The sequence below is a fragment of the Mucilaginibacter sp. genome (genome assembly GCF_041663085.1).
Lineage (GTDB): Bacteria > Bacteroidota > Bacteroidia > Sphingobacteriales > Sphingobacteriaceae > Mucilaginibacter.
In genome coordinates this window covers 52346-74846 of record NZ_JBAZRC010000003.1, presented here as the reverse complement: position 1 = coordinate 74846, position 22501 = coordinate 52346, and the positions used below count along the sequence as shown (strand labels likewise).

Annotated in this window: 24 protein-coding genes; 9 read left to right on the top strand and 15 right to left on the bottom strand. The window is 41.5% G+C overall.

Annotated elements, in window-relative coordinates; genetic code table 11:
* The first annotated feature begins 37 nt into the window (after nucleotides 1-37).
* From WC615_RS02155 to WC615_RS02140, 4 genes are read left to right on the top strand one after another with little or no spacing between them, the layout of a single operon-like run.
* Nucleotides 38-520, top strand: a complete 483-nt coding sequence (locus WC615_RS02155) for a GAF domain-containing protein (protein ID WP_372976504.1) — start codon at nucleotides 38-40, stop codon at nucleotides 518-520.
* Nucleotides 513-1163 (top strand): alpha/beta hydrolase, encoded by a 651-nt coding sequence (locus WC615_RS02150; RefSeq protein WP_372976503.1) that lies wholly within the window; start codon nucleotides 513-515, stop codon nucleotides 1161-1163. The genes WC615_RS02155 and WC615_RS02150 overlap by 8 nt, the downstream gene beginning before the upstream one ends.
* 2 nt (nucleotides 1164-1165) lie before the next feature.
* Nucleotides 1166-1768 (top strand): DNA-3-methyladenine glycosylase, encoded by a 603-nt coding sequence (locus tag WC615_RS02145; protein WP_372976502.1) that lies wholly within the window; start codon nucleotides 1166-1168, stop codon nucleotides 1766-1768.
* Between the two features lie 41 nt (nucleotides 1769-1809).
* Entirely contained in the window at nucleotides 1810-2307 is a 498-nt protein-coding gene (locus WC615_RS02140; RefSeq protein WP_372976501.1) for a pyridoxamine 5'-phosphate oxidase family protein, read from the top strand.
* A gap of 394 nt (nucleotides 2308-2701) precedes the next feature.
* Here the strand turns inward: WC615_RS02140 and WC615_RS02135 are convergent, their stop codons facing one another.
* Nucleotides 2702-3319: a hypothetical protein gene (locus WC615_RS02135; protein ID WP_372976500.1), complete on the bottom strand. Its 618-nt coding sequence runs from the start codon at nucleotides 3317-3319 to the stop codon at nucleotides 2702-2704.
* 107 nt (nucleotides 3320-3426) lie between these two features.
* Here WC615_RS02135 and kynU point away from each other — a divergent pair, with 107 nt between their 5' ends.
* The 3 genes from kynU to WC615_RS02120 all read left to right on the top strand — a co-directional run bounded on the left by kynU (nucleotide 3427) and on the right by WC615_RS02120 (nucleotide 6665).
* The gene (gene kynU / locus WC615_RS02130; RefSeq protein WP_372976499.1) at nucleotides 3427-4713 is read left to right on the top strand and encodes a kynureninase; all 1287 of its coding nucleotides are present in this window, start codon (nucleotides 3427-3429) and stop codon (nucleotides 4711-4713) included.
* A gap of 186 nt (nucleotides 4714-4899) precedes the next feature.
* Nucleotides 4900-5757, top strand: a complete 858-nt coding sequence (locus WC615_RS02125) for a bestrophin family protein (protein ID WP_372976498.1) — start codon at nucleotides 4900-4902, stop codon at nucleotides 5755-5757.
* Between the two features lie 5 nt (nucleotides 5758-5762).
* Nucleotides 5763-6665, top strand: a complete 903-nt coding sequence (locus tag WC615_RS02120) for a histone deacetylase (RefSeq protein WP_372976497.1) — start codon at nucleotides 5763-5765, stop codon at nucleotides 6663-6665.
* Nucleotides 6666-6913: 248 nt separating this feature from the next.
* Here the strand turns inward: WC615_RS02120 and WC615_RS02115 are convergent, their stop codons facing one another.
* From WC615_RS02115 to WC615_RS02100, 4 genes are read right to left on the bottom strand one after another with little or no spacing between them, the layout of a single operon-like run.
* Nucleotides 6914-8287: an MATE family efflux transporter gene (locus WC615_RS02115; RefSeq protein WP_372976496.1), complete on the bottom strand. Its 1374-nt coding sequence runs from the start codon at nucleotides 8285-8287 to the stop codon at nucleotides 6914-6916.
* A gap of 38 nt (nucleotides 8288-8325) precedes the next feature.
* Nucleotides 8326-8949, bottom strand: coding sequence for a helix-turn-helix domain-containing protein (locus WC615_RS02110; RefSeq protein WP_372976495.1), 624 nt, complete (start codon nucleotides 8947-8949; stop codon nucleotides 8326-8328).
* Nucleotides 8950-8962: 13 nt separating this feature from the next.
* Nucleotides 8963-9418 carry a GNAT family N-acetyltransferase gene (locus WC615_RS02105; protein ID WP_372976494.1) on the bottom strand — a complete coding sequence of 152 codons (456 nt, stop codon included), beginning with the start codon at nucleotides 9416-9418 and terminating at the stop codon, nucleotides 8963-8965.
* A 1-nt stretch (nucleotide 9419) separates the two neighbouring features.
* Nucleotides 9420-9899 (bottom strand): DUF4442 domain-containing protein, encoded by a 480-nt coding sequence (locus tag WC615_RS02100; protein ID WP_372976493.1) that lies wholly within the window; start codon nucleotides 9897-9899, stop codon nucleotides 9420-9422.
* Between the two features lie 203 nt (nucleotides 9900-10102).
* On the opposite strand from WC615_RS02100, the gene WC615_RS02095 reads away from it, so the two are divergent.
* Complete coding sequence (locus WC615_RS02095; protein ID WP_191174710.1) at nucleotides 10103-10312, top strand: hypothetical protein; 210 nt, start codon at nucleotides 10103-10105, stop codon at nucleotides 10310-10312.
* Between the two features lie 69 nt (nucleotides 10313-10381).
* Here the strand turns inward: WC615_RS02095 and WC615_RS02090 are convergent, their stop codons facing one another.
* Nucleotides 10382-11176, bottom strand: a complete 795-nt coding sequence (locus WC615_RS02090) for an SDR family NAD(P)-dependent oxidoreductase (protein WP_372976492.1) — start codon at nucleotides 11174-11176, stop codon at nucleotides 10382-10384.
* A 217-nt stretch (nucleotides 11177-11393) separates the two neighbouring features.
* Here WC615_RS02090 and WC615_RS02085 point away from each other — a divergent pair, with 217 nt between their 5' ends.
* Nucleotides 11394-12176, top strand: coding sequence for an NIPSNAP family protein (locus WC615_RS02085; RefSeq protein ID WP_372976491.1), 783 nt, complete (start codon nucleotides 11394-11396; stop codon nucleotides 12174-12176).
* A 135-nt stretch (nucleotides 12177-12311) separates the two neighbouring features.
* Here the strand turns inward: WC615_RS02085 and WC615_RS02080 are convergent, their stop codons facing one another.
* The 9 genes from WC615_RS02080 to WC615_RS02040 form a co-directional block, all read right to left on the bottom strand.
* Nucleotides 12312-13559 (bottom strand): tetratricopeptide repeat protein, encoded by a 1248-nt coding sequence (locus WC615_RS02080; protein WP_372976490.1) that lies wholly within the window; start codon nucleotides 13557-13559, stop codon nucleotides 12312-12314.
* A gap of 79 nt (nucleotides 13560-13638) precedes the next feature.
* The gene (locus WC615_RS02075; RefSeq protein WP_372976489.1) at nucleotides 13639-14745 is read right to left on the bottom strand and encodes a tetratricopeptide repeat protein; all 1107 of its coding nucleotides are present in this window, start codon (nucleotides 14743-14745) and stop codon (nucleotides 13639-13641) included.
* Nucleotides 14746-14748: 3 nt separating this feature from the next.
* Complete coding sequence (gene gyrA / locus WC615_RS02070; RefSeq protein ID WP_372976488.1) at nucleotides 14749-17349, bottom strand: DNA gyrase subunit A; 2601 nt, start codon at nucleotides 17347-17349, stop codon at nucleotides 14749-14751.
* Between the two features lie 179 nt (nucleotides 17350-17528).
* On the bottom strand, nucleotides 17529-17927 hold the full coding sequence (locus WC615_RS02065) for a hypothetical protein (protein ID WP_372976487.1): 399 nt from the start codon (nucleotides 17925-17927) through the stop codon (nucleotides 17529-17531).
* 2 nt (nucleotides 17928-17929) lie between these two features.
* Nucleotides 17930-18844, bottom strand: a complete 915-nt coding sequence (hemF, locus tag WC615_RS02060; RefSeq protein ID WP_372976486.1) for an oxygen-dependent coproporphyrinogen oxidase — start codon at nucleotides 18842-18844, stop codon at nucleotides 17930-17932.
* Between the two features lie 147 nt (nucleotides 18845-18991).
* Nucleotides 18992-20236 carry an MFS transporter gene (locus WC615_RS02055; protein WP_372976485.1) on the bottom strand — a complete coding sequence of 415 codons (1245 nt, stop codon included), beginning with the start codon at nucleotides 20234-20236 and terminating at the stop codon, nucleotides 18992-18994.
* A gap of 118 nt (nucleotides 20237-20354) precedes the next feature.
* Nucleotides 20355-20552, bottom strand: coding sequence for a cold-shock protein (locus WC615_RS02050; protein ID WP_067061679.1), 198 nt, complete (start codon nucleotides 20550-20552; stop codon nucleotides 20355-20357).
* 221 nt (nucleotides 20553-20773) lie between these two features.
* Nucleotides 20774-21247: a hypothetical protein gene (locus tag WC615_RS02045; protein WP_372976484.1), complete on the bottom strand. Its 474-nt coding sequence runs from the start codon at nucleotides 21245-21247 to the stop codon at nucleotides 20774-20776.
* 267 nt (nucleotides 21248-21514) lie between these two features.
* Nucleotides 21515-22321: an SDR family oxidoreductase gene (locus WC615_RS02040; RefSeq protein WP_372976483.1), complete on the bottom strand. Its 807-nt coding sequence runs from the start codon at nucleotides 22319-22321 to the stop codon at nucleotides 21515-21517.
* Between the last annotated feature and the right edge of the window lie 180 nt (nucleotides 22322-22501).

Below are 22501 nucleotides of genomic sequence, written 5' to 3'. Positions count from 1 at the left end.
TTATTTACTTTCAACAAGGCATCATTACATTTGCTTTATGGCAGAGGATTTACAAATAACAGCTTCAGGGAGCAAAGAGGAGCAGTACCAATCACTTATCCCGCAGATAGAAGGTTTGCTTTATGGAGAAACCGACCTGATAGCCAACCTGGCTAATGTGGCGGCAGCTTTAAAAGAACAGTTTAAATGGTTTTGGGTAGGTTTTTACCTTGTTAAAAACAACGAATTGGTTTTAGGCCCGTTTCAGGGGCTGGTTGCCTGCACCCGTATAGCCAAAGGCAGGGGCGTTTGCGGCACCGCATGGGATAAAGCCGAAACACTGATCGTGCCTGATGTAGATGCTTTTCCCGGCCATATTGCCTGTAGTTCATTATCCCGTTCAGAAATTGTACTACCCTTATTTTCGCATGGAGAGGTAATTGGCGTATTGGATGTAGATAGCTCTGAACTGAACGAGTTTGACGAAACAGATGCTAAATACCTGACACAGGTTATCGGGTTGATCAAATTTAATGCATAAAGTTTACCTGATATCCGGCCTTGGTGCTGATAGTCGCCTGTTTAAGCATATTAAGTTGCCTGCAAACTGTGAAGTTATTTTGGTCGACTGGCATATTCCGGCACCCGGTGATACTTTAACAAGCTACGCACAATGTATTGCAAAACAGCACGATATACAGAACAATTCAACCGTAATAGGTGTATCCTTAGGCGGGATGATCTCGGTTGAAATAGCCAAACAGGTTAAGCTTGATAAAGTGATCCTGATATCAAGCATCAAAACCAATAGCGAGGCGCCGTGGTACTTTAAATTTTTCCGCAACTTGCCTGTTTACAAAGCTATCCCCGGTAAATTGATGACATATGTGGGCTTCCTGATAAAACCAATGTTTGGCAAAATGGCGCCGGATGATCTGGCTTTATTTAAAAGCATGCTACGTAATTCATCCCCCATATTTTTAAAATGGGCCATGCAGGCGGTACTGCATTGGGAAAACGCTGAAACTATTCCCAATCTTTACCATATCATTGGCGGTAAGGACCTTGTTTTCCCTCACCAAAACATTAAAAACCCAACAGCGGTTATAAAGGGCGGCACCCACATTATGGTGTTTGATAAGGCTGATGAGATAAACGCCTTATTGGCCAATATCCTGAAATAAATATGAAACTTCCTGAAAGCTATTATCATAAAACAGATGCCGTTGCGTTAAGTCGCGACCTGATAGGCAAGTACTTGTTTACCTGCATTGATGGTGAACTTACCGGTGGATACATTGTTGAAACAGAGGCTTATACAGGCATCAATGATAAAGCCGCGCATTCTTACGGTGGCAAGCTTACACCACGTACCCAAACCATGTATATGCAGGGCGGGGTATCATACGTGTATCTATGCTATGGCATCCACGAGATGTTTAACATTGTGGTAGCCGAAGAAGGGCAGCCCCATGCTATTTTAATTAGAGCCATACAACCAACTGATGGTTTGGAAGTTATGATGCTAAGACGTAACTTAGATATGCTAAAACCCAATATCACAAAAGGCCCGGGATCAGTAGCTAAAGCATTAGGTATTTCCCGCAAAATAAACGCCATGAGTTTGCAAAGTGATGTGATATGGGTAGAGGACAGGGGGCTAACCTTCCCCGACTCTGAGGTGGCGGCAGGCCCGCGCGTAGGGGTTGATTATGCAGGTGAGGATGCCTTGCTGCCTTACCGTTTCTATGTAAAAGGAAATATTTATGTGAGTAAGCCCAACAAATAATTTTGTTGTTGGTTTATTGGTTAGTTATAAGATAACATACTATGAGCAATTGGTCAAAAACAGAGAGCCTGAAATACATGCAGGACAAAATAAACGAAGTAAAAACAGCCATGCTGACCACCTATAACCAGGAAAACGGCTTTAACAGCAGGCCTATGGGAACAGCAGATGTAGATAATGAGGGTAATATATGGTTTTTCACCAATGAATATTCACCAAAGGCCAGTGAGATCTCGGTAGAAAATACCGTATCATTAACCTATTCAGACTCCAAGAACCACACCTACCTGAGCATAGTTGCCGAAGCTACCCTGGTTGATGATAAAGCGAAAATGAAGGAGCTTTGGAACCCGTTTGTACAGGCATTTTTCCCCGAAGGATTAGACGACCCAAAACTTACCCTGATAAAACTTGAGCCAACCGATGCCGAATACTGGGATAGCAGTAGCAGCAGTATGGTAGTGTTGTTTAACATGTTGAAAGCGGCACTAAGCGGCAAACAATATGACGAAGGCAACCACGGTAAAATAAGCCTGTAATAAAAGTTCTGTCCCATTTTAAAAACGGGACAAGTGGAACAGATGGAACATGTTGATAATGAGATTAGTAATACTGACAAATTCGTGTCAGTATCTAAATGAAAACTTCATCAATTATTCGTAAAGTATTAATTTTCAATAATTTATGAAAATTGAGTTTTGTTCCATTTTTTTAGAAATTAAACAAAATAGTCAAGTAAAAACGGCGGTAAAAAACAGGCTTTATTTCGACCTTTTTCGGCCCTGATCCGGCCTTTTTAGGAACCCTCAGCCGTAAAAAAAGAACTTTACTATAAAACCTTAATTATTTGATTTGTAGATGATTAAAGTTTTAAGGCATGTTCCATTTTGTCCCGTTTTAATACGTTTTGGAACAACTATTTTGATACTGTAATTATATCACCGCACCAAACCTGGTTATATTGCCTGTGGCAAGTTCTGGTTTTTCATTATCCTTATAATTTGTAGCAGATAAGCCTTCGGCCCTTAAAACATTGATCAGTACTTCGGCCGCCTCCATTATTTTATTATATGATGGGCGTCTATAGTTGTACGTTAAAAGATCGCCCACCGCTCCTTCGGTCCAGGTGTATAATTTATTCCTGTTTTTAATATCATCAATATCACCCTTATAACGGGCGGCAAAATACTTATCAAACAAAACATTCACAGCTATTGCGGGGCTGCCGTTTGGCCATGTATAACCCACAATAATGGTGTAGCCATCTATTACACCAACAACAGCATCATCCTTTTGGATAAAGCGGTTCATCAGTAAATCGATGAAAGGGGATTTATTAAATAGCTTTTTACGTTTTTTGGGGCCCCATTTGGTATCCTGAAAGTAAAAAAGCGTGCCGGCAATAAGGCTGACTGCAAATGCTGTTGCAAGGGCAATCAGCATTGCCCTGTAAAAAGTTTCGGTATGCTTACCCAGCAATATCTTCATTAAAGTTGCAGCAAACATGCCTGCAAAAGTTGCTAAATAGTATTTCTTTACAATATTCCACATAGTTGAGGGGGTAAACATGCCTCTAAAATAACAATGAATACCATTAAAAGGAAGGATGTTTAAATTTAGTATAAAACAGGTAAGGCAGTTTTTTGTAATATTGGCTAATGATTTACCAGGACACTTTACAATTTGCCCTTCAGCTGGATGAGCAGGATGCTTTAAAAATCTTTCGCGATGAGTTTTTGATACCAAAGCATAACGGGCACAATGCCGTTTACCTGTGCGGAAACTCCTTAGGTTTACAGCCCCGGTCGGCCAAAAAATATGTACAGGACCAGCTAAACGCATGGGAAGATAACGCGGTAGAAGGCTGGTTTATGGGCGATGAGCCCTGGCTTAAATATCACAAAACTTTACTTGGCCCGTTAGCAAACATCCTGGGTGCTAAAAAAACCGAAATAACTGTAATGAACTCGCTCACAGTAAATCTTCATTTACTGATGGTAAGTTTCTATAAACCAACAAGTAAACGTTATAAGGTATTGATGGAGGCGGGCGCTTTCCCGTCAGATCAGTACGCTATGGAAAGCCAGGTACGTTTCCATGGTTTCGACCCAAAAGATGCCATTATAGAAGTTGCACCGCGTACCGGCGAAACCACCTTACGGACCGAAGATATCCTGAAACAGATAGCCGATAACGCTGATGAGCTGGCATTAGTGATGTTTAGCGGAATTAACTATTACACAGGGCAGTTCTTTGACCTGGAAGCTATAGCTAAAGCCGGTCATGCGGCAGGCGCACTGGTAGGGTTCGATTTGGCACACGCCGCCGGCAACGTACCGTTAAAACTGCACGATTGGGATGCTGACTTTGCCTGCTGGTGTTCGTACAAATACATGAACTCGGGCCCCGGTGGTATCAGCGGCATTTTTGTACATGAAAAGCATTTTGCAGATGACACCCTGAACCGCTTTGCCGGTTGGTGGGGCTACCGTAAGGATAAGCAATTTTTAATGGCGCCCGGTTTTGAACCCGAGAACGGAGCGGAAGGGTGGAACGTAAGCACCAGCCCAATACTGCTAATGGCCTTGCACCGCGCCTCGCTTGATCTGTTTGAAAAAGCAGGTGGCTTGCCTGCGTTGCGCGCCAAAAGCGAAACACTTACCGGCTACCTGGAATATTTGATAGGCGAAGTGAATAAAAAATATGGGGAGGATGTTTACCAGATCATCACCCCGACAGATAAAACACAACGCGGCTGCCAGCTATCGGTGGTATGCAAACGCGATGCTAAAGCTATTTTTAATTACCTGGCGGATAACGGCGTAATTGGCGACTGGCGCGAACCGGATGTGATCCGCTTGAGCCCTGTGCCATTTTACAATACTTACACCGATGTTTACAAAGCTGCTGAAAGCCTTTTTAAGGCCCTTGAAGCTGTTAAATAATGCGCGGCGATGAAGATTGGCGGTTTATCGATTCCCCTCTTGAGAGGGGGTGCGAAGGGCTTGCGTAATGGCGGGGGTGTGTTATAACGTAAAGCATTACGCATAACACACCCCTGCACCCCTCTCAAGAGGGGAACCGCACATGCCCCAATTAATATTTTAAAACTAAATACACAACGTTACAAAATGATATACTATAACCCCAAAAGCTGGTTCTCGCTTATATTTAAATTTAATAAGGCCGATACCCTGCGCGAACTTTTCCCGCTGATGCTTTGTGTGAGCATTTACGCCGGTGTGGTTACCTTTTTACTGATAGATTTTTGGCAGGTGCCAGAAACCAGCATCCTGCGCAAGGTTATCTATGTACATCAAACTATCGGGTTTGTATTCTCGTTATTACTTGCCTTCCGCATTAATTCTGCATACGACCGCTGGTGGGAAGGCCGTAAAATATGGGGCAGCTTAACCAACAACAGCCGTAACCTGGCTATCAAGTTAAAGCATCTGATCAGTGCAAACGATGCCGCATTCTTTAATTATGCCATCCCGTTATATGCACGGTCGTTAAGGGATCATTTACGTGATGAATATGTGCCCGGCAACCAAACGATATTAGCCACAGATGGCAATAAACATGTGCCTAACCAGGTAGCATCGGCCATCATCAAAAACGTTTACCGCTTAAATAAAGAGGGGCAGATAAACCCTGAACAACTGGTTAGTATAACTGCCGAAATAACCTCTTTTACAGATATTTGCGGTGGCTGCGAACGCATCAGAAAAACACCCATACCATTCTCATACAGCGTATTTATCAAAAAATTCATTTTTACTTATATCATGACACTGCCCTTCACCTGGGCTTTTGACCTTAAGTATTTCATTATGCCCATCATCGGGTTCATCCTGTTTGTTTTCGCCAGTATAGAGCTGATAGCCGAAGAAATTGAAGACCCATTCGGTTACGATGCCAACGATCTGCCGCTGGATAATATTTGCGACAATATCGAAAAACATGTTGGCGAGATCTTTGCCGAATAGTATACATGCTTAAAATAGCTTACGACCCTATATACGCACATCCGTTACCACCCGGACACCGTTTCCCGATGCTGAAGTATGAGCTGATACCTGAACAATTATTACACGAGGGTATCATCACAGCAGATAATCTTTTTTCGCCCAATGCGGTTGATGAACCTACCATACTACTAACCCACGATGCGGACTACTGGCACCAATTACGCAACCTTACATTGCCGCCAAAAGAGCAAAGAAGGATAGGGTTCCCCTTATCGGCACAATTGGTAGAGCGCGAGGTGAGGATAGCACAAGGCACTATAGACGGGTGCCGATATGCTTTTGAATACGGCGTAGCTTTTAACGTAGCCGGCGGCACACACCACGCGGGCAGTAATTGGGGCGAAGGTTTTTGCATGTTAAATGACCAGGCAATAGCCGCTAATTATTTGTTAAACAATAAATTATGCACATCTATCTTAATTATCGATTTAGATGTACACCAGGGCAACGGTACCGCGCAGATCTTTGAGAATGAACCCCGTGTGTTTACTTTTTCCATGCATGGCGATAGGAATTTCCCTTTCAGAAAAGAGCGCTCAGACCTGGATATACCGTTGCCCGATGGCATTGCCGATGATGAATATCTGGGCTTATTAAAAGCCACTTTGCCTGGCTTAATTGAAAGCCACAAGCCAGATTTCATCTTTTATCTCTCGGGGGTAGATATCCTGGAATCAGACAAACTTGGCAAACTGGCCCTGTCAAAAGGAGCCTGCAAAGAGCGCGACCGTTTTGTATTTGAACAATGCAAACTAAACAATATACCTGTACAGGTAAGCATGGGTGGAGGCTATTCGCCGCAAATAAAAGATATTGTTGAAGCGCATTGCAATACTTACCGCGTAGCTAATGATCTGTATTTTTAAATATCGGGCAGCTTAATTCCCCGATGCAGTCGCTTGGCTCCAGCCGGGTGACCAATATTATAAGGCCTCCGGCCGCCAACTACAACTACAACTACAACTACAACTACAACTACAACTACAACTACAACTACAACTACAACTGCGGCGGGACGCCGCAGAATAGTTGTCACTCGGCTGGAGCCGAGCGACTGCATAAAAATCCTCGTGCCTCGTTCGAAATGATATGTTGCATACAAGGCGCAGAGCAACTATTTTATATCATCAACAATAATAAGGTTATTGCTTTTACTGATCTTTTGAAACCGCAGAAACAGCATTATTGAGGATGCCATCAGCCCTAAAACCAAACCATACCACACGCCTATAACGCCAAGATTAAGATGTACGCCCAGCAAATAAGCTATTGGTAAACCTATTACCCAGTAAGATATAAAGGTGATAACGGTTGGCATATTTACATCGCCCATGCCGCGCAGTACGCCCAGGCCAACAACCTGTGTGCCATCAAACAACTGGAAGAAGGCTGCCACGATAAGTAACTGTGCTGCAATAGCAATTACAGTTTTATCCGAAGTATATATCCATGGTAAATATTGATTAAACAGGGTAAATATGATTGCTGTACAACTCATAAATACAATAACGATATGGTAGTTGGAGATAGCCGAAAGCCGCAGTTCTTTATGATTGCCCGAGCCAAAATAATTACCCGAACGGATAGCCGCCGCTGACGAAATTCCGCTCGCCATCATATACGTCATGGCGGCAAGGCTTATGGCTACCTGGTGGGCCGCTTGCTCTATCATACCAATACTGCCGATAATTAATGCAGCCCCACCAAAGGCGCCAACCTCAAAAACGTATTGCATGGCAACCGGGGTGCCTATCTTCATGATCTGTAAACCGCGTATGCGATCGATATTCCGGATCGCGAAATCTTTCAGGTACTTTTTAAAGATAGGGGAACGGAAAACATATACAGCCATTACCATAGCCATTACACTACGGTCTATCAGTGTGCTGTAACCTACGCCTTTTATCCCCATTGGGGTAACACCAAACAGGCCTTTTACAAATATGATCCCTAATACTATGTTAAGTATGTTGCCCCATATGGATACAAGCATAGCTTGTTTTGTGAAGCCAAGGCCCTCGGCAAATTGCTTAAATGTGCTAAAAATCATCAAGGGGATGATGGATAAACTTAGCAGGAATAAATAAGGTTTGGCCTGTACAACAACCTCAGGCGCCTGGTGCAGCTTATCTATAAACAAAATCACCCCAAAATAGATGGCGCAGAATAAAACTATACCGGTGATGATATTTAAAAAGAAACTATTGGAGAGCAGCCTGCCGCACTCGGCAAAATTTCCGCGACCGTTGTTTTGGGCAATTAACGGGGTTATACCATAGCTAATGCCCATACCGATTACCAGGGGTACTAAAAACAAGCTGTTTACCAATGATACTGCCGCCAGTGCCGTAGTGCCGGCAAAGTGGCCTACAATGATTGAATCGGATGTTTGTACGAGGGTGTGGCCCAGCTGTGATATCACAACCGGTACAGCCAGTTTCAGGCTGTCGCGATAATAGGACCGGTATTTTTGGTAGAGGGCTTTCATTACAGTGGGGAGGCAAAAGTAACGAATAGCCGGCTAAATCAGGAGGCTGTGTAAAACTCTTCTTTTTCGGTGGTGTGTACACGCAATATACCACTCAGCACCAAATCAACCAGGATGCGCTGCGCACGCCTGCGGCCAATGTTAAGCAAAGTGCAAAATTCTTTTACCGTAATCCGCTCTTCTTTGTCCAGGTGCTCAAGCAGGGCTTTTTCTTTTGAGGAGTATTCTATCAGCACGCCCTTATCATCTGCCGATCGTTTCAGCACATCAACCACCACTTTACTGGCCAGTACGCTTTTGTCTTTCACGCGGATATAAACCCACCATTTACCATCTTCGGCAAGGGCATAATGTGGTTTTTCTTCGCTTTCGGGGATATCAACAACCAGTACCAGTTTATCGTCGTAATAAACCTCCTCAAAAATTGGCTCGAGCGCCGGCCTGGTAAAAAAGTGCGCGGCCTTGGTTATCATATAACGTTCCTCGTCCTCGGCTTTTACGCCTTTTATGGTACCGTCATCAAGCACGCCAATAAGCAAGCGGCCGCCAACGTTATTGGCAAATGATACCATCGTTTTGGCTATCTTTTCGCAACTGGTAATGGTTTTCTTAAAATCGAGTGATACGCCTTCTCCCTCAAAAATCTGTCGTTTTAAATTCATTGTCAAATCCTCGTTATTCTGCTATGTAAGGCGTAAAAATCTGCATCCAGCGTTCGGGGTTATTAATTTCTGTAAACCCAAACTGCTTATATAAACCATGCGCATCCTGCGTGGCTAAACTCCATCTGCGCAACCCCTGTAACCCGGGATGTGCCATAATAGTTTGCATAAGCCATTTTGATAAACCAACGCCCTGGTAAGCCGGCAATACAAATACATCGCAAAGATAGGCGAAGGTGGCCTCATCAGTCACCACACGCGCAAAGCCTGCCTGTATGCCATCTTTATACACCCCAAAGCATAACGAATGCGCTATGGCCCGTTTCAGTTTACCGGGCGGCATACCCTTTGCCCAATACGATTGCTGGTCAAGATAATTAAATATCGTATCAAAATCCAGTAATGACTTATCTGTTGATATCTGGTAGCCTTTTTTAATAAAGGCCTCATCATTCATAAATACAGGCATCTTATAACACAGCTGTTGGTTTAAAATTAAGGTCGCGTATGTAAACCTCGTTCATTAACGATGCGCAAACCTCGTTGTTATTATCAAATATTTCTATCAGGAAGCAATGCTCGTACTTACCATTAGTATTTAACGTTTGTATGGCCAGTTCAATATCGGTATCGGTTAAAATTATGCTGAATGAAACGCTGGATACGGCAGGCTTCAAAAAATCAATTTTTGATGATTTAGACCATATCCTCAGCTTCCTGTCGCCATTGTTCAGCACCCTGTCAAACAATACCGGGTAAAAAGGGTCGGCTGCGGCGAAAATTGTGCCGCCAAATATAGATCCATTATAGTTTTTATTGAAAATGCTTTTTATGATCTTTACCCTAACGCCTCTGAACCCTTTATCGAAACCCCTTACCCAGATTCGTTGAAATAAAAGGGGAGGGTAGAGGCGCATGATCCACTTAAGGGTATTTTCTGATACAACCATCAGCGTTAAATATCAGCATTATATTATTCACTTTATTGTTTTGACCGACATTGTTGATATTTATTTGACATAAAAACAACCTTAATAAAAGCGGTTTTGGAACGCTAATTGAATAATAAAGGAAAGTTTATTAAACAACTTTAATGTTTAAGGGTTTATAACCTGAACGCATTTTGTTTAACATCACTATTAAATTTATATCTATGAAAAAGCACATTTTAAGTTTCGCGTTAGTCGCGACAATGGTTGGTTCAATTGCGGCGGGCTGTAGTTCAACAAAATCTACTGACGGCTCTGACAGCACAAAAACCGACTCAGCAGCAACTGTGGCTCCGGCACCTGATAGTGCAAAAACAGATACCACTGTTAAAATGGATACCACTAAAAAAGATACAACTAAAAAACCAATGTAATTGGTTACTGATATCTGATAAAAAGCCCGGGCTAAATAGTCCGGGCTTTTGTTTTTTTTGATGTTGCGGTTAAAACGCCGTTTTGATAACGCCGCCATCAGTACGCAAGGTTGCACCATTTGTGGCCGATGACAGAGGGCTGGCTATGTAAGTTACCATGTTGGCAATCTCTGCAGGGTCCAGGAAACGTTTTATTAATGACGAGCCGCGCATACTGGTAAAAAATTCGGTTTCCATTTCGGCATCTGTTTTACCCTGGTCGGCAGCCAAGGCTTTCATAAAATCGCCAACACCGTCTGAAAGGGTGGGGCCGGGCAATACGGTATTTACGGTAACACCGGTATTTACAGTAAGCTCGGCAAGGCCGCGTGCCACGGCAATCTGTGCGGTTTTGGTTACCCCGTAATGGATCATTTCCGCAGGGATCTGCACGCCCGATTCGCTGGAGATAAATATGATACGGCCCCAGTTTTTGGCCAGCATTTTATCAAAATACACACGGGCCAAACGCACACCACTTAACACATTCACTTCAAAAAACCTAACCCAGTCTTCATCGGTAATGTTTTTAAACTCTTTAGGTTCAAATATCCCAACGTTGTTCACCAGGATATCAACCTCGGGTAATTGTTTAAGCAGAGCGTCAACCTGTTGGCTGTCAGAAAAATCTGCCGCAATACCTTTAATGTTTGCATTACCTGTTTCGCCTTTTAGTTTCTCAACAACTTCGTCAACCTTAGTTTGATTACGGCCATTAATGTAAACTGTTGCGCCTTCGGCTGCTAATGATCTGGCAATGGCATTGCCAATACCGGCGGTTGAACCGGTAACTAAAGCTATTTTATCTTTTAATTTTAAGTCCATTTTGAGGTGTTATTAAATTTGAGGTAAGTTTAGATAAATCTGTAATAAGTAATACTGATGTTAACCAAAATATGTTTCATTCCTGACAATGATATAGGGATATGGCTTGGTACAGACAATTTAACATTTAGAACAATATAATCTATGATATTTGCTTGTGTATGATAGAATTATATATATTTATCATATCTAAAATCAATTTAAACCATAATCAAATATGCAACGCAGAAAATTCCTTCAGTCTTCGCTTGCGGTTACTGCGGGTATGGCAGCAGCCATCAATCCTGTAATAGCGGGTGATCAATATCCACCACAAAAAGAAGTGTATGAATGGCGTGAATATGAAATGAATTTCGGTTCTGACCAGGGGCAGCTGGATAATTACTTTAAGACAGCGCTAATTCCTGCTTTAAATAAATATGGTGTAAAAAAAGTTGGTGTGTTCAAAGAATGGAATCAATCAGAACCTGCTAAATTTTATTTACTTACACCTTATTCATCTCTTGAGAATTACCTTTCTGTATATACAAAAATAAAAGCCGACGCAGATTATATAAAGAACAGCGCTGCATATAACAGCATACCGGCTAATAAAGCTATATACAGCCGCTTTACATCTACTTTGATGCTTGCTTTTGATGGTTTCCCGGTAATGGTTGTCCCGCCGGGCGAATCGCGGATATTTGAATTAAGAACGTATGAAGGCTATAGTGAAGATGCTGTAAGAAGAAAAATTAAAATGTTTCACGATGGGGAGTTTCCAATTTTTAACAGGGCGAAACTGAACCCGGTATTTTGTGGCGAAGTGATTGCCGGCGATAAACAACCTCGTTTAACTTATATGATCACATGCGACAATATGGATGAACGCAACAAAGGATGGTTGGCCTTCGTTGCCGATCCTGAATGGAAAAAATTAGTATCAGATCCTCAGTATGCAAATACTATTTCTAAAATTAGAAATACCTTTTTAGTTCCTACCGGATATTCGCAGGTTTAGTTACGGTAAGGTGCTGATAGGTATAATTAAGCCACATTCAGCCGCTCGAATTTCATTCTCATAATTAACATTATGTTAAGTAGTAATATCAAATTAAAGCCCACTTATTTGCGGGCTTTAATTATTTGGCATACCCTATTGCTTAGGTAATGCAGCTATTTGTGCGTTTAGCTTAGTGATATTAGCAGTATCTTTTTTGCCTTTGTAGTAAGTAAGCAAGTTGTTTAATGCGTCGTACGATTTTGGATTTAACTCCACCGCTTTCAGTAAATATGGTTTGGCAAGGTCAAACTGTGCATTAGCTTTAGCCATTGCAGCATCATATGCTTTTTGCTGGTTTGTAGGCAATTTATTAGCCGCGTTGTAAGCATCAATTGCAGGCGATATTATTACATACCCAATATTAAGGTTAGCCTCAAAATAGTTTGGATCTATTTCAATCGCTTTTTTGTACATATCAGCCGCTTTCTGGAAATTCTGATCTTTTTCTGTCTGTAATGCCGCTTTAGAAGCTGCCGGAGCTTTAGCTATTTTTTGAGCTGCTGCATCGCCTATGTTTGAATATACTAAACCTGCGTAATAATAAAGGTTTTTGTTTTTAGGATCGTTTGCAATTGCACTTGTAATTTTATCAATTACTTCTTTTTGTTTGCCTTGTTGCAGGCTTATTTCAATCTCTGTTCTTCTCAGATCGGCACTGTTAGGGTATTTCACCAAAGCATCTGTAATGGTTTTTAATGCACCGGTTGTATCCTTGCTATTCAGGTATAGCATTACAAGGTCGTTATAAACGCCTTCATTTTTAGAGTATTTGGTTGTAACCAGCTTATTGTAGTTTGTAATTGCAGCCGGGTAATTTTTAGCGTTAGACGCTGCTAAACCGGTGTAAAGCATTGCGTTAGTGTCTTCAGGTAATACCGAACGATAAAACTCAAAAGACTTATAAGCTTGGTCATACTTTTGCGCCTGGTATTCTTTTACCCCTTTATTTAACTGGTAACGGGCTAAAATGATGTTTGCGTTATCAATTAGTTTTTTGTTTTCGCCTTTTGTATCAAGCTCTTTAGCTTTTTTCAAAGCTTCATCAGCTGTGGTAAATAATGGCAACGAGGTGGTTGACACGGTATCCAGTTCAGCAAGCGCGCCATATACGCTTGCTTTTACAGCGTATGTTTGTGGCAACGCTGCTGTTTTTTGATTAGCTGATGCTTTATCGATCGATTCTTTAGCTTTGTTAAGGCTTGGTAAAGCTAAGGCCATTTGTGACCTTAAGCCTTCAAACTTCTCATATTCTGTTTGTGCCGTGTTCAGCTCTCCCTTTTGTGCAAAAGTTGATGCCGTTATGAAGGCTAAAAGGCCTGTCATTAAGAATTTAATTTTCATTTTTTATTGTTTTAAATTGGTAATGATAATTACAGTTGTTAGTGTTTACAGCTGTAATAGTTATAGTGTTTAGTGTGTTTTAGTTTAATTGCTCAAGCCTGTTGTTTATCCTATCCAACTGGTTCTGATTACCGGTTTTTGTATAGGCCAATTGTAAAAGCTCAAGGCATTTTTTATCACGGGGCGCCATTTCATTAGCTTTTTCAAGCCACAATACGGCACTTGTAATATTCTTATCGTCGTTATTGTTTTTTAAAGTACTTTTCTTAAAATATAGCAAACCTAAATTAAATACAGATTCGTAAGCATTACCATTTAATTCAATTGCCCGCAGGTATAACGACTCAGCTTTGTCATATTGGTTTAAATTATCGTAGCAATTTGCCGCTACAAAAGTAATATCCGGATTGTTAACATTATTATCAATCAGCGGAATCAACAAAGGTTCTAACGCTTTGTAGTCTCTTTTGTTATTATAAATATTAGCCTCATCTTGCAGTAATTGTTTGTTTTGCGGCAGTAAACGCCTCCCCTTTTTTACAATTTGTAATGCTTTTGCTGTGTCGCCAAGTGATTTATAAATTGTTGAAGCTGTTTCCAGGTATTCTACTTTGGTACTATCAGTACTTATAAGGGTACTGTAATATTTAGCGGCATCCTGCAGGTTGCCAAGCTTATTATTGGCATAAGCAATATAAGAGTTTATTTGCTTTTGGGCGGGTGCGTACTTCTTTGCTTTTTGGAAAGCATCAACAGCGTTTTTAAAATCGTTGTTTTTGGTTAGTAAAAACCCTTTGCGGATGTATACATTTGCCAGGCAGCGCCTTGCATAGTCCATTTCCGGCTGGTATTTGTATATTTTACCTTTATCGGCAAATTTATCCAGCAGTGCGCTGGTTTGATCAAGAAACGCCTCGGGCTGGCCCAATTTGTTTAAAGAGTCGGTATACAATATGCTGGAATTTACTATGATGCGATAAACATTCTTCTCCAGATCCGCAGAATCTTTCCTGGTCACCACTAAACTATCAGCAGACTTTTTAGCGTTGCTTAAATATTTAAGGTCGCCCTTTTGCTTATAAAAAGCAAGGTTGTTTACCACAACCTTTAACGCTTCAGACTGGCCGAAGGCAAAAGATGTAGTAAACAACGCTAAAATCAATATCCCGATCTTTCGCTTTTGCATTAATTATTCAGTTTTGTCGTCGTCGGCAGCCGGCTCTTCGCCTTTGCTCTCGTCGGTATCTGTAATTGTATCTGTTGTTTTGCCGGCAGGTTGTTCACCCTCAGTTAGTTCAGCACCTTCAACCAATTCTTCTTCCTCCTCTTCGTGCTCAACTTTAGCTACCGATGCTATCTCATCACTACCTTTCAGGGTAATTAACCTCACCCCTTGTGTAGCGCGGCCCATTGTACGCAGTTCGCTTATAGCCATACGTATAATGATACCCGATTTATTGATGATCATCAGGTCCTCTTTATCAGTAACACCTTTTATAGCAACAAGGTTTCCGGTTTTTTCAGTTATGTTAAGGGTTTTTACACCTTTACCACCACGGTTAGTAACACGGTAGTCCTCAATATCGGTACGTTTACCATATCCTTTTTCAGATACAACCAATACAGTTGTTTCTTTATCATCAATGGCTATCATACCAATAACTTCATCATTATCACTATCAAGGCTGATACCGCGCACACCTGTAGCTGTACGGCCCATCGGCCTAACGGTACTTTCATTAAAGCGGATAGCACGGCCAGATTGCAGCGCCATTACAATTTCGCTGCTGCCGGTGGTTAATGTTGCTTCCAGTAATGAATCGCCCTCGTTAATATTGATGGCATTGATACCATTAGCACGCGGGCGCGAGTATGCCTCTAAAGATGTTTTCTTGATAACACCTTTACGGGTACACATAATAATAAAGTTGTTTTCCAGGTACTCTTTATCCTTAAGCGATTTTAGCTTGATGTAAGCTTTAATATTCTCCTCTTTAGGTATATTGATGATGTTTTGGATGGCACGGCCTTTAGATGTACGTGTGCCTTCCGGAATTTCAAATACCCTTAACCAGAAACATTGGCCGCTTTCGGTAAAGAACAGCATGTAGTTGTGGTTACTTGCTATCAATAAATGCTCAATAAAATCGGCATCGCGGCTGTTACTGCCTATTGATCCTTTACCACCCCTGCCCTGCCTGCGGTACTCAGTAAGCGAGGTACGTTTAATGTAACCCTCGCGCGAGATGGTGATAACAACATCTTCATCTTCAATAAAGTCTTCGGTTTGCATTTCTGCGGATGAGTGTACCATTTCGGTTTTACGCTCATCACCATATTTTTCCCTTATTTCTATCAATTCATCTTTGATGATCTGCATCCGCAGGCCTTCATCAGCAAGGATAGATTTCAAATATTCTATAGTTTTCATTAAAGCATCGTACTCATCGCGTATTTTATCGCGCTCAAGTCCGGTTAAACGCCTTAAGGTCATATCCAATATGGCACGTGCCTGGATATCGCTTAAGCCAAACTGGCTCATCAAACCTTCTCTTGCCTCATCAGGTGTTGATGATGCACGGATCAGCTTAATAACTTCCTCAATATGGTCAAGCGCTATCAGCAATCCCTCTAAGATATGAGCGCGTTTTTCTGCCTCGGCAAGTTCAAACTTGGTACGGCGGATAACCACCTCATGCCTGTGCTCAACAAAGTGATGGATCAGATCCCTCAGGTTAAGCAGCATTGGGCGGCCATGTACCAACGCAATATTATTTACGCTAAATGATGTTTGCAGCGCCGTATATTTATAAAGGTTATTTAATACGATAGCCGCGTTCGAGTCGCGTTTTATCTCATAAACAACACGGATACCCTCGCGGTTAGATTCATCGCGAATGGCGGTTATGCCTTCAATTTTCTTTTCGTTAACAAGCTCTGCAGTACGTTCAATCATCAGCGCTTTGTTTACCTGGTAAGGTATTTCGCTAACAACAATACGCTCGCGGTCGCTGCCGTAAGTTTCAATTTCGGCGCGGGCACGTATCACAATACGGCCGCGGCCTGTTTCTAAAGCCTGGCGCGGGCCTTCGTAACCATATATAATACCTCCTGTAGGGAAATCCGGTCCTTTAACATATGTCATCAGCTCGGCTATATCAATCTGGCGGTTATCAATAAGCGCTATAGTGGCGTTAACAATTTCTGTTAAGTTATGCGGCGCCATATTAGTTGCCATACCTACCGCGATACCTGATGCACCATTAACCAAAAGGTTAGGGAATTTTGCAGGTAATACGGTTGGTTCCTGTAACGAGTCGTCAAAGTTCAACTGGAAGTCGATGGTATCTTTATTGATATCGGCCAGCATCTCTTCGGCTATCTTTTGCAGTTTAGCCTCGGTATAACGCATCGCTGCCGGTTGGTCACCATCAATTGAACCGTAGTTACCCTGTCCTTCAACAAATGGGTAACGTAAGCTCCAGTCCTGCGCCATACGTACCATGGCATCATATACAGATGTATCGCCATGCGGGTGGTACTTACCCAAAACCTCACCCACAATACGGGCCGATTTTTTATACGGTTTGTTGTTTGCTAAACCCAGATCGAGCATACCATATAACACACGCCTGTGTACTGGTTTTAAACCATCGCGTACATCGGGCAATGCCCTTGATACGATAACCGACATTGAATAATCAATGTAAGCGGCTCGCATCTCCTCATCAATATTTATTGAAATTATCCTGTCTTCTTTGTGCGAATTATCTTCGGTTTCTTCAGCCATTGGTTTTTCTTAGTGGAAAATTCTAACAGTAAATGCGTATATAAAAATGTGTTTTTATATGACCTGCGAAGTTAAGAATTTATATGGTTTTTGAGATATGTTTTTGCTAACATTTATACTTGTTTTCCACCTTTTTTGCCGTAAAACAATAGTAATGTTACAATATAAAAAGCAGCCGCTTATTTTACCTTTTTCCAGTACTCCTGCACAATGGTTCCGTTAGGTAAAATACCGCTAAAAGTAAGGGTGTCGTTTTTTATTTGATAGCGATATTTGAGAGTGACATTAAGCAATTTGGACGGCTGGGCGCTAAAGGTTTGCGTTTCCAGGCAGGTATCAGGTTTTAAAACATAGTCGCCCTTCTCATAAGGGATAGGTTCCGCGCCTTTTTCAATGAATAAAGCAGTGTAATGCGCTTCATCATACTGCCTTCGTAAAGTGTAATCTTTAGATGCAGGTTCCGGTTTACCATTGTATACGCCGCCGCTGTACTCCCAGTTGCCTTTTAATGATACATCTGCGGTAAAGGCCAACAGTATAGCCAGTATTAAAAAAGCCGGTACAATCTTCTTTATCATACTTAAACCCAGTTAATGCCTTTTTTTAACAGGGATAATGTTTTCTCCTCTTCGCTGCCCGGCTGCGCCTGGTAATTATATACCCATTTAGCGGTTGGCGGCAGGCTCATTAATATCGATTCGATACGGCCGTTGGTTTCCAGCCCGAATTTGGTACCTGCATCGTAAACCAGGTTAAACTCGGTGTAGCGGCTGCGGCGCTGGTATTGCCATTGCTGCTGATCTTCGGTGAATTGCTTATCGCGGTTACGGTTAACCAGTTCGGTATATGTTGGGATGAAAGAACGACCTAATGCTTTTGAGAACTCGAACACGGTTTCCCAACTGATCTCGTCGGTAGCAGTTAAGCGATCGTAAAATATACCTCCTATACCCCGGGTTTCATCCCGGTGTTTGATAAAAAAATAGTTATCGGCCCAAACCTTAAAACGCTGGTAAAAATCGTGATTGAATTGGTCGCAAACGTCTTTTAACTGCTGATGGAAAAAGCGCGCGTCATCCTCAACTACGTAATGCGGTGTAAGGTCTATCCCACCCCCAAACCAGCGTACCGGTGGTGTGGCATTATTAAATGACGAGGGCATTTCAAAGTACCTGATGTTCATGTGGATGATGGGCACCAACGGATGATTTGGATGGATAACAATAGATACGCCTGTGGCGAAAAAGTCGTCCTGCTCTACATTAAGGGCTTTTTTAATGGTGTGAGGCAACTGGCCATGCACAGCCGAAAAGTTTACGCCGCCTTTTTCAAATATATTGCCGTTTTGGATAATACGGGTACGGCCACCACCGCCGCCTTCACGATCCCAAACTTCTTCTTCAAAGGTTGCTTTGCCGTCTGTCGTTTCAAGCGCGGCGCATATCTCGTCCTGTATCTGTTTATAATCGGCAGCTATTTGTTCCTTGCTTATCATCGGTACAAATGTAGTTATTTGTTAATTAGTGATTAGTTAAGCAGGTAATTGTTATTTGTTAAATAGTGATTAGTTATCCGTTACTGGATAATGCCAATAACTCCCCCCAAAAACAGGAGTAACTAATACCTAATCCCGAATAACTAATTAACTGATCCCTGCTTCTTCCTCAACGTAGTTCAGATCCTTGCCAAATGTTTCCTTTAGCTGGCTTAACGAGAACAGCGAGATAAGCGTTAGTATCACCATCATGATATAACCGCTTGTAACCATGCCGTAATGAACTACAAAGGCATTAAAAGCAATATTAATGGGTATTAACGACCCGCGTACAAAATTGGGCACTGTGGTGGTAACTGTTGAGCGGATATTTGTACCGAATTGCTCGGCAGCTATGGTTACAAATGTGGCCCAGTAGCCAACCGTGCATCCCATAAAGAAACAGATCCAAACAAATTTATCGTGTGTGATGCCTTTTGAACCCAAATAGGTAAATGCGCTTACAACTGACAATATCAGAAATACTGCCATAGTTAATTTACGCGATTTGGTGACCTGCGCCAGTAAGCCTGCAAAAATATCGCCTATGGCAATACCAATGTAAGTATAAAGCACACCTTCGCCGGCGCTAAGTGGTTCGGCAGCGCCCAGGGCTTTTCCAAACTCTGGCGATAGGGTTACGAGCACACCTACCACGTACCAGAGCGGTGCGCCTATCAAAATGCAGTACAGGTATTTTTTAAATCGTTCTGCATTGGTAAATAACATAAAGAAGTTGCCCTTTGACACCTTGCTTTCCTGCACGTTCTTAAACATACCCGATTCAAAAGTACCAACACGCAGCAACAGCAGTACAATACCTAAACCGCCACCTACCATATAAGCGTGCTGCCAGCCGTTTTTAGCTACAGCATAAGCTGCTGCAGCGCCAAATAAACCTATAACAGCAACTATCATGGTGCCGTAGCCACGTTTCTCTTTACTCAGTGTTTCTGTTACCAGGGTTATACCTGCGCCAAGCTCACCCGCCAAACCAATACCTGCTATAAAACGGATAATGGCATAGGTATTTACATCAGTTACAAAGGCATTGGCAAAATTGGCAATAGAGTATAACAGTATAGAACCGAATAAAACCTTTATACGGCCCATTTTATCGCCTACAACGCCCCACAGCAAACCGCCCAGCAGCAAACCGAACATTTGCACGTTGATGATAAACTGGCCCTTAGCCAATATATCTGCATCAGCTACGCCAATGTCATGCAAACTGGCTTTACGTACTATCGAAAAAACTAAAAGGTCATATATATCAACGAAGTAGCCAAGCGAGGCCACCAACACCAGGAAAACAGCGTTGCGGGTAAGCTTTGACGAAGAAATTTCAGTCATGATCAGATTTAATAATTTGGGTTTGGCTAAGGTATAAAATGCTTGTAAAAAACAAATTAAATTGCATAAAAAAACCCCTTGTAGTTAAGCAGGGGCTTTATATTTGTAAGGCAGCTAATTAAACTTTTTTTACGTTTACTGCCTGTAAACCTTTTCTTCCTTCCTCTTCTTCGTACTCAACGTTGTCGTTGTCTTTAATAGCATTTACACCGCCTTGTACATCTTTAAAATGTACAAATAAATCTTTACCATCATCGGTAATGATAAATCCGTAACCTTTTTGTGTGTTAAACCATTTTACTTTTCCAGTTTTCATAATAATATTATAATCGTATAAATAATTGTGTTAAGATCAGTAAGTAATTCAACTGAATATAAAAATGGTTTAATAATCAATATAGAATGTACAACTATCTCTATCAAATATATAAAATTATTAACAACCAAATAAATTTATTTAATAAGTAACAATTGTTGAAAAACAAAAAAGTCATTGGCATAAGCCAATGACTTTCAAACAAGTATATGCTGTGTTAATTATTTTACCTGCTGAAAAAAGTAAACACCGGCAGATGGGGTAACCCTCACCAAAACTTCTTCTTTGCTGCTTTTTAAATCAACAAAATATACAACAGAATCTAACCCGCCATCGCCGTTATCTAATTTGATAACTTCGTTTGCGAAATAGCCTTCGTATTTAGCGCCTATTTCTTTTTTTGCTTTTGCAGGCAATTCTCTGTACTGTACATTTTCTGTAACACCTATAAGGTCGCCTTTAATTGTGTAAAAAGCAGATTTTTTAACACCATCAATTACGAAGGTAGCTTTCTGGAACTGAGGGGTAACTTTCCAGGTTACATTTTCTGCCCTGCTAAAATCGCTGTTAAATTTTGCTGATACTGAATATGATACATTATCAGAACCATCTACTGATTTAGAAATTGTGTTAGCAGCAAAAACATTTACTGTGAACAATGCTGCGATAGCGGTTGATATAAATAATTTTTTCATGATCTTTTAAATTTTAATTTACATAACAAAAGTAAGTCATGGTTGCAATTATTCATAATTAATGCTAATTTTTATGAATATTCAATAATATAAACCTCTTTTTAATCAAAATTCAAAAATATAATCAAATACTTAGTGTACCGTTAACAATATGTCAATAAAAATGCAATATACTTATTGTAAAAAGTACACTAAGTTAAATTTGTGTAAACAAACGCTTATTTTATGACTGTTTAATGACAAACAGCAGCTATCACACAGGGATTATCAGCCATTATCGGCAAAACCGGGATACAAAGTCATACCACCATCCATAAAAATTGTGGTACCGGTAATATAATCGGCGTCATCAGAGGACAGCCAAACAGCCAGTTTACCTATGTCATCGGGCTGGCCTATCCGGTTATATGGAATAAGCGTTAAAAGTTTGTCCAGCGCTTCGTGAGTTTCCCATGCGGCTTTGTTTATTGGGGTTTGAATAGCACCCGGTGCAATGCCCACTACCCTGATCTTATTCGGGGCCAGCTCCTGCGCTATGCTCTTCATAAACATGCTGATACCACCCTTACTTGCCGAATAGTTTACATGCCCTGCCCAGGGGATAACCTCGTGTACGCTGCTCATGCAGATAATCTTACCCGCCGCGCGGCTCACACCATCTACCACTCCCCTTTTGATAAACAGTTTTGCAGCCTCGCGCGAGCAAAGGAACTGCCCGGTTAGGTTTATGCTGATGACTGTATTCCACTCATCCAGCGTCATATCCACAAACTTCGCGTCCTTTTGCAGGCCCGCATTATTTACCAGGATATCTATACAGCCGTATGTTGCTATGAGTTTGGCAAACATAGCCTGCACTTCATCTTCCTTGCTTACATCTGCCTGGTGGGCAAAGGCCTCGCCGCCGGCAGCTTTTATTTCGTCAACAACTTCGTCTGCAGCTTTTTGGTTGTGCACATAGTTTACCAATACCTTAGCACCGGCCTGTGCTATAGCAATTGCAACGCCTTTGCCTATGCCGCTGTCTGCGCCGGTTACAAGGGCAACTTGTCCTTTAAGTTTTTGTGGATCCATAGTAATATTAGCTTTGCTATATGCAATGCTAATATCAGGATATGGTTTTAGTTTTTTGAAGAAAAGTGAGGGCACTACACTTTACTAAACAATACATTTGTATATGACCAAAAGGATATTAAAGATATTGGCTGCTATTGTATTAGTGATTTTGAGTTATACAATGATTGGAATGGGATG

Excerpts from the sequence above, each read along its gene's own strand:
- WC615_RS02155 (WP_372976504.1), top strand. The coding sequence starts at position 38 with ATGGCAGAGGATTTACAAATAACAGCTTCAGGGAGCAAAGAGGAGCAG.
- WC615_RS02150 (WP_372976503.1), top strand. The coding sequence starts at position 513 with ATGCATAAAGTTTACCTGATATCCGGCCTTGGTGCTGATAGTCGCCTG.
- WC615_RS02145 (WP_372976502.1), top strand. The coding sequence starts at position 1,166 with ATGAAACTTCCTGAAAGCTATTATCATAAAACAGATGCCGTTGCGTTA.
- WC615_RS02140 (WP_372976501.1), top strand. The coding sequence starts at position 1,810 with ATGAGCAATTGGTCAAAAACAGAGAGCCTGAAATACATGCAGGACAAA.
- WC615_RS02135 (WP_372976500.1), bottom strand. The coding sequence starts at position 3,319 with ATGTGGAATATTGTAAAGAAATACTATTTAGCAACTTTTGCAGGCATG.
- kynU (WP_372976499.1), top strand. The coding sequence starts at position 3,427 with ATGATTTACCAGGACACTTTACAATTTGCCCTTCAGCTGGATGAGCAG.
- WC615_RS02125 (WP_372976498.1), top strand. The coding sequence starts at position 4,900 with ATGATATACTATAACCCCAAAAGCTGGTTCTCGCTTATATTTAAATTT.
- WC615_RS02120 (WP_372976497.1), top strand. The coding sequence starts at position 5,763 with ATGCTTAAAATAGCTTACGACCCTATATACGCACATCCGTTACCACCC.
- WC615_RS02115 (WP_372976496.1), bottom strand. The coding sequence starts at position 8,287 with ATGAAAGCCCTCTACCAAAAATACCGGTCCTATTATCGCGACAGCCTG.
- WC615_RS02110 (WP_372976495.1), bottom strand. The coding sequence starts at position 8,949 with ATGAATTTAAAACGACAGATTTTTGAGGGAGAAGGCGTATCACTCGAT.
- WC615_RS02105 (WP_372976494.1), bottom strand. The coding sequence starts at position 9,418 with ATGCCTGTATTTATGAATGATGAGGCCTTTATTAAAAAAGGCTACCAG.
- WC615_RS02100 (WP_372976493.1), bottom strand. The coding sequence starts at position 9,899 with ATGGTTGTATCAGAAAATACCCTTAAGTGGATCATGCGCCTCTACCCT.
- WC615_RS02095 (WP_191174710.1), top strand. The coding sequence starts at position 10,103 with ATGAAAAAGCACATTTTAAGTTTCGCGTTAGTCGCGACAATGGTTGGT.
- WC615_RS02090 (WP_372976492.1), bottom strand. The coding sequence starts at position 11,176 with ATGGACTTAAAATTAAAAGATAAAATAGCTTTAGTTACCGGTTCAACC.
- WC615_RS02085 (WP_372976491.1), top strand. The coding sequence starts at position 11,394 with ATGCAACGCAGAAAATTCCTTCAGTCTTCGCTTGCGGTTACTGCGGGT.
- WC615_RS02080 (WP_372976490.1), bottom strand. The coding sequence starts at position 13,559 with ATGAAAATTAAATTCTTAATGACAGGCCTTTTAGCCTTCATAACGGCA.
- WC615_RS02075 (WP_372976489.1), bottom strand. The coding sequence starts at position 14,745 with ATGCAAAAGCGAAAGATCGGGATATTGATTTTAGCGTTGTTTACTACA.
- gyrA (WP_372976488.1), bottom strand. The coding sequence starts at position 17,349 with ATGGCTGAAGAAACCGAAGATAATTCGCACAAAGAAGACAGGATAATT.
- WC615_RS02065 (WP_372976487.1), bottom strand. The coding sequence starts at position 17,927 with ATGATAAAGAAGATTGTACCGGCTTTTTTAATACTGGCTATACTGTTG.
- hemF (WP_372976486.1), bottom strand. The coding sequence starts at position 18,844 with ATGATAAGCAAGGAACAAATAGCTGCCGATTATAAACAGATACAGGAC.
- WC615_RS02055 (WP_372976485.1), bottom strand. The coding sequence starts at position 20,236 with ATGACTGAAATTTCTTCGTCAAAGCTTACCCGCAACGCTGTTTTCCTG.
- WC615_RS02050 (WP_067061679.1), bottom strand. The coding sequence starts at position 20,552 with ATGAAAACTGGAAAAGTAAAATGGTTTAACACACAAAAAGGTTACGGA.
- WC615_RS02045 (WP_372976484.1), bottom strand. The coding sequence starts at position 21,247 with ATGAAAAAATTATTTATATCAACCGCTATCGCAGCATTGTTCACAGTA.
- WC615_RS02040 (WP_372976483.1), bottom strand. The coding sequence starts at position 22,321 with ATGGATCCACAAAAACTTAAAGGACAAGTTGCCCTTGTAACCGGCGCA.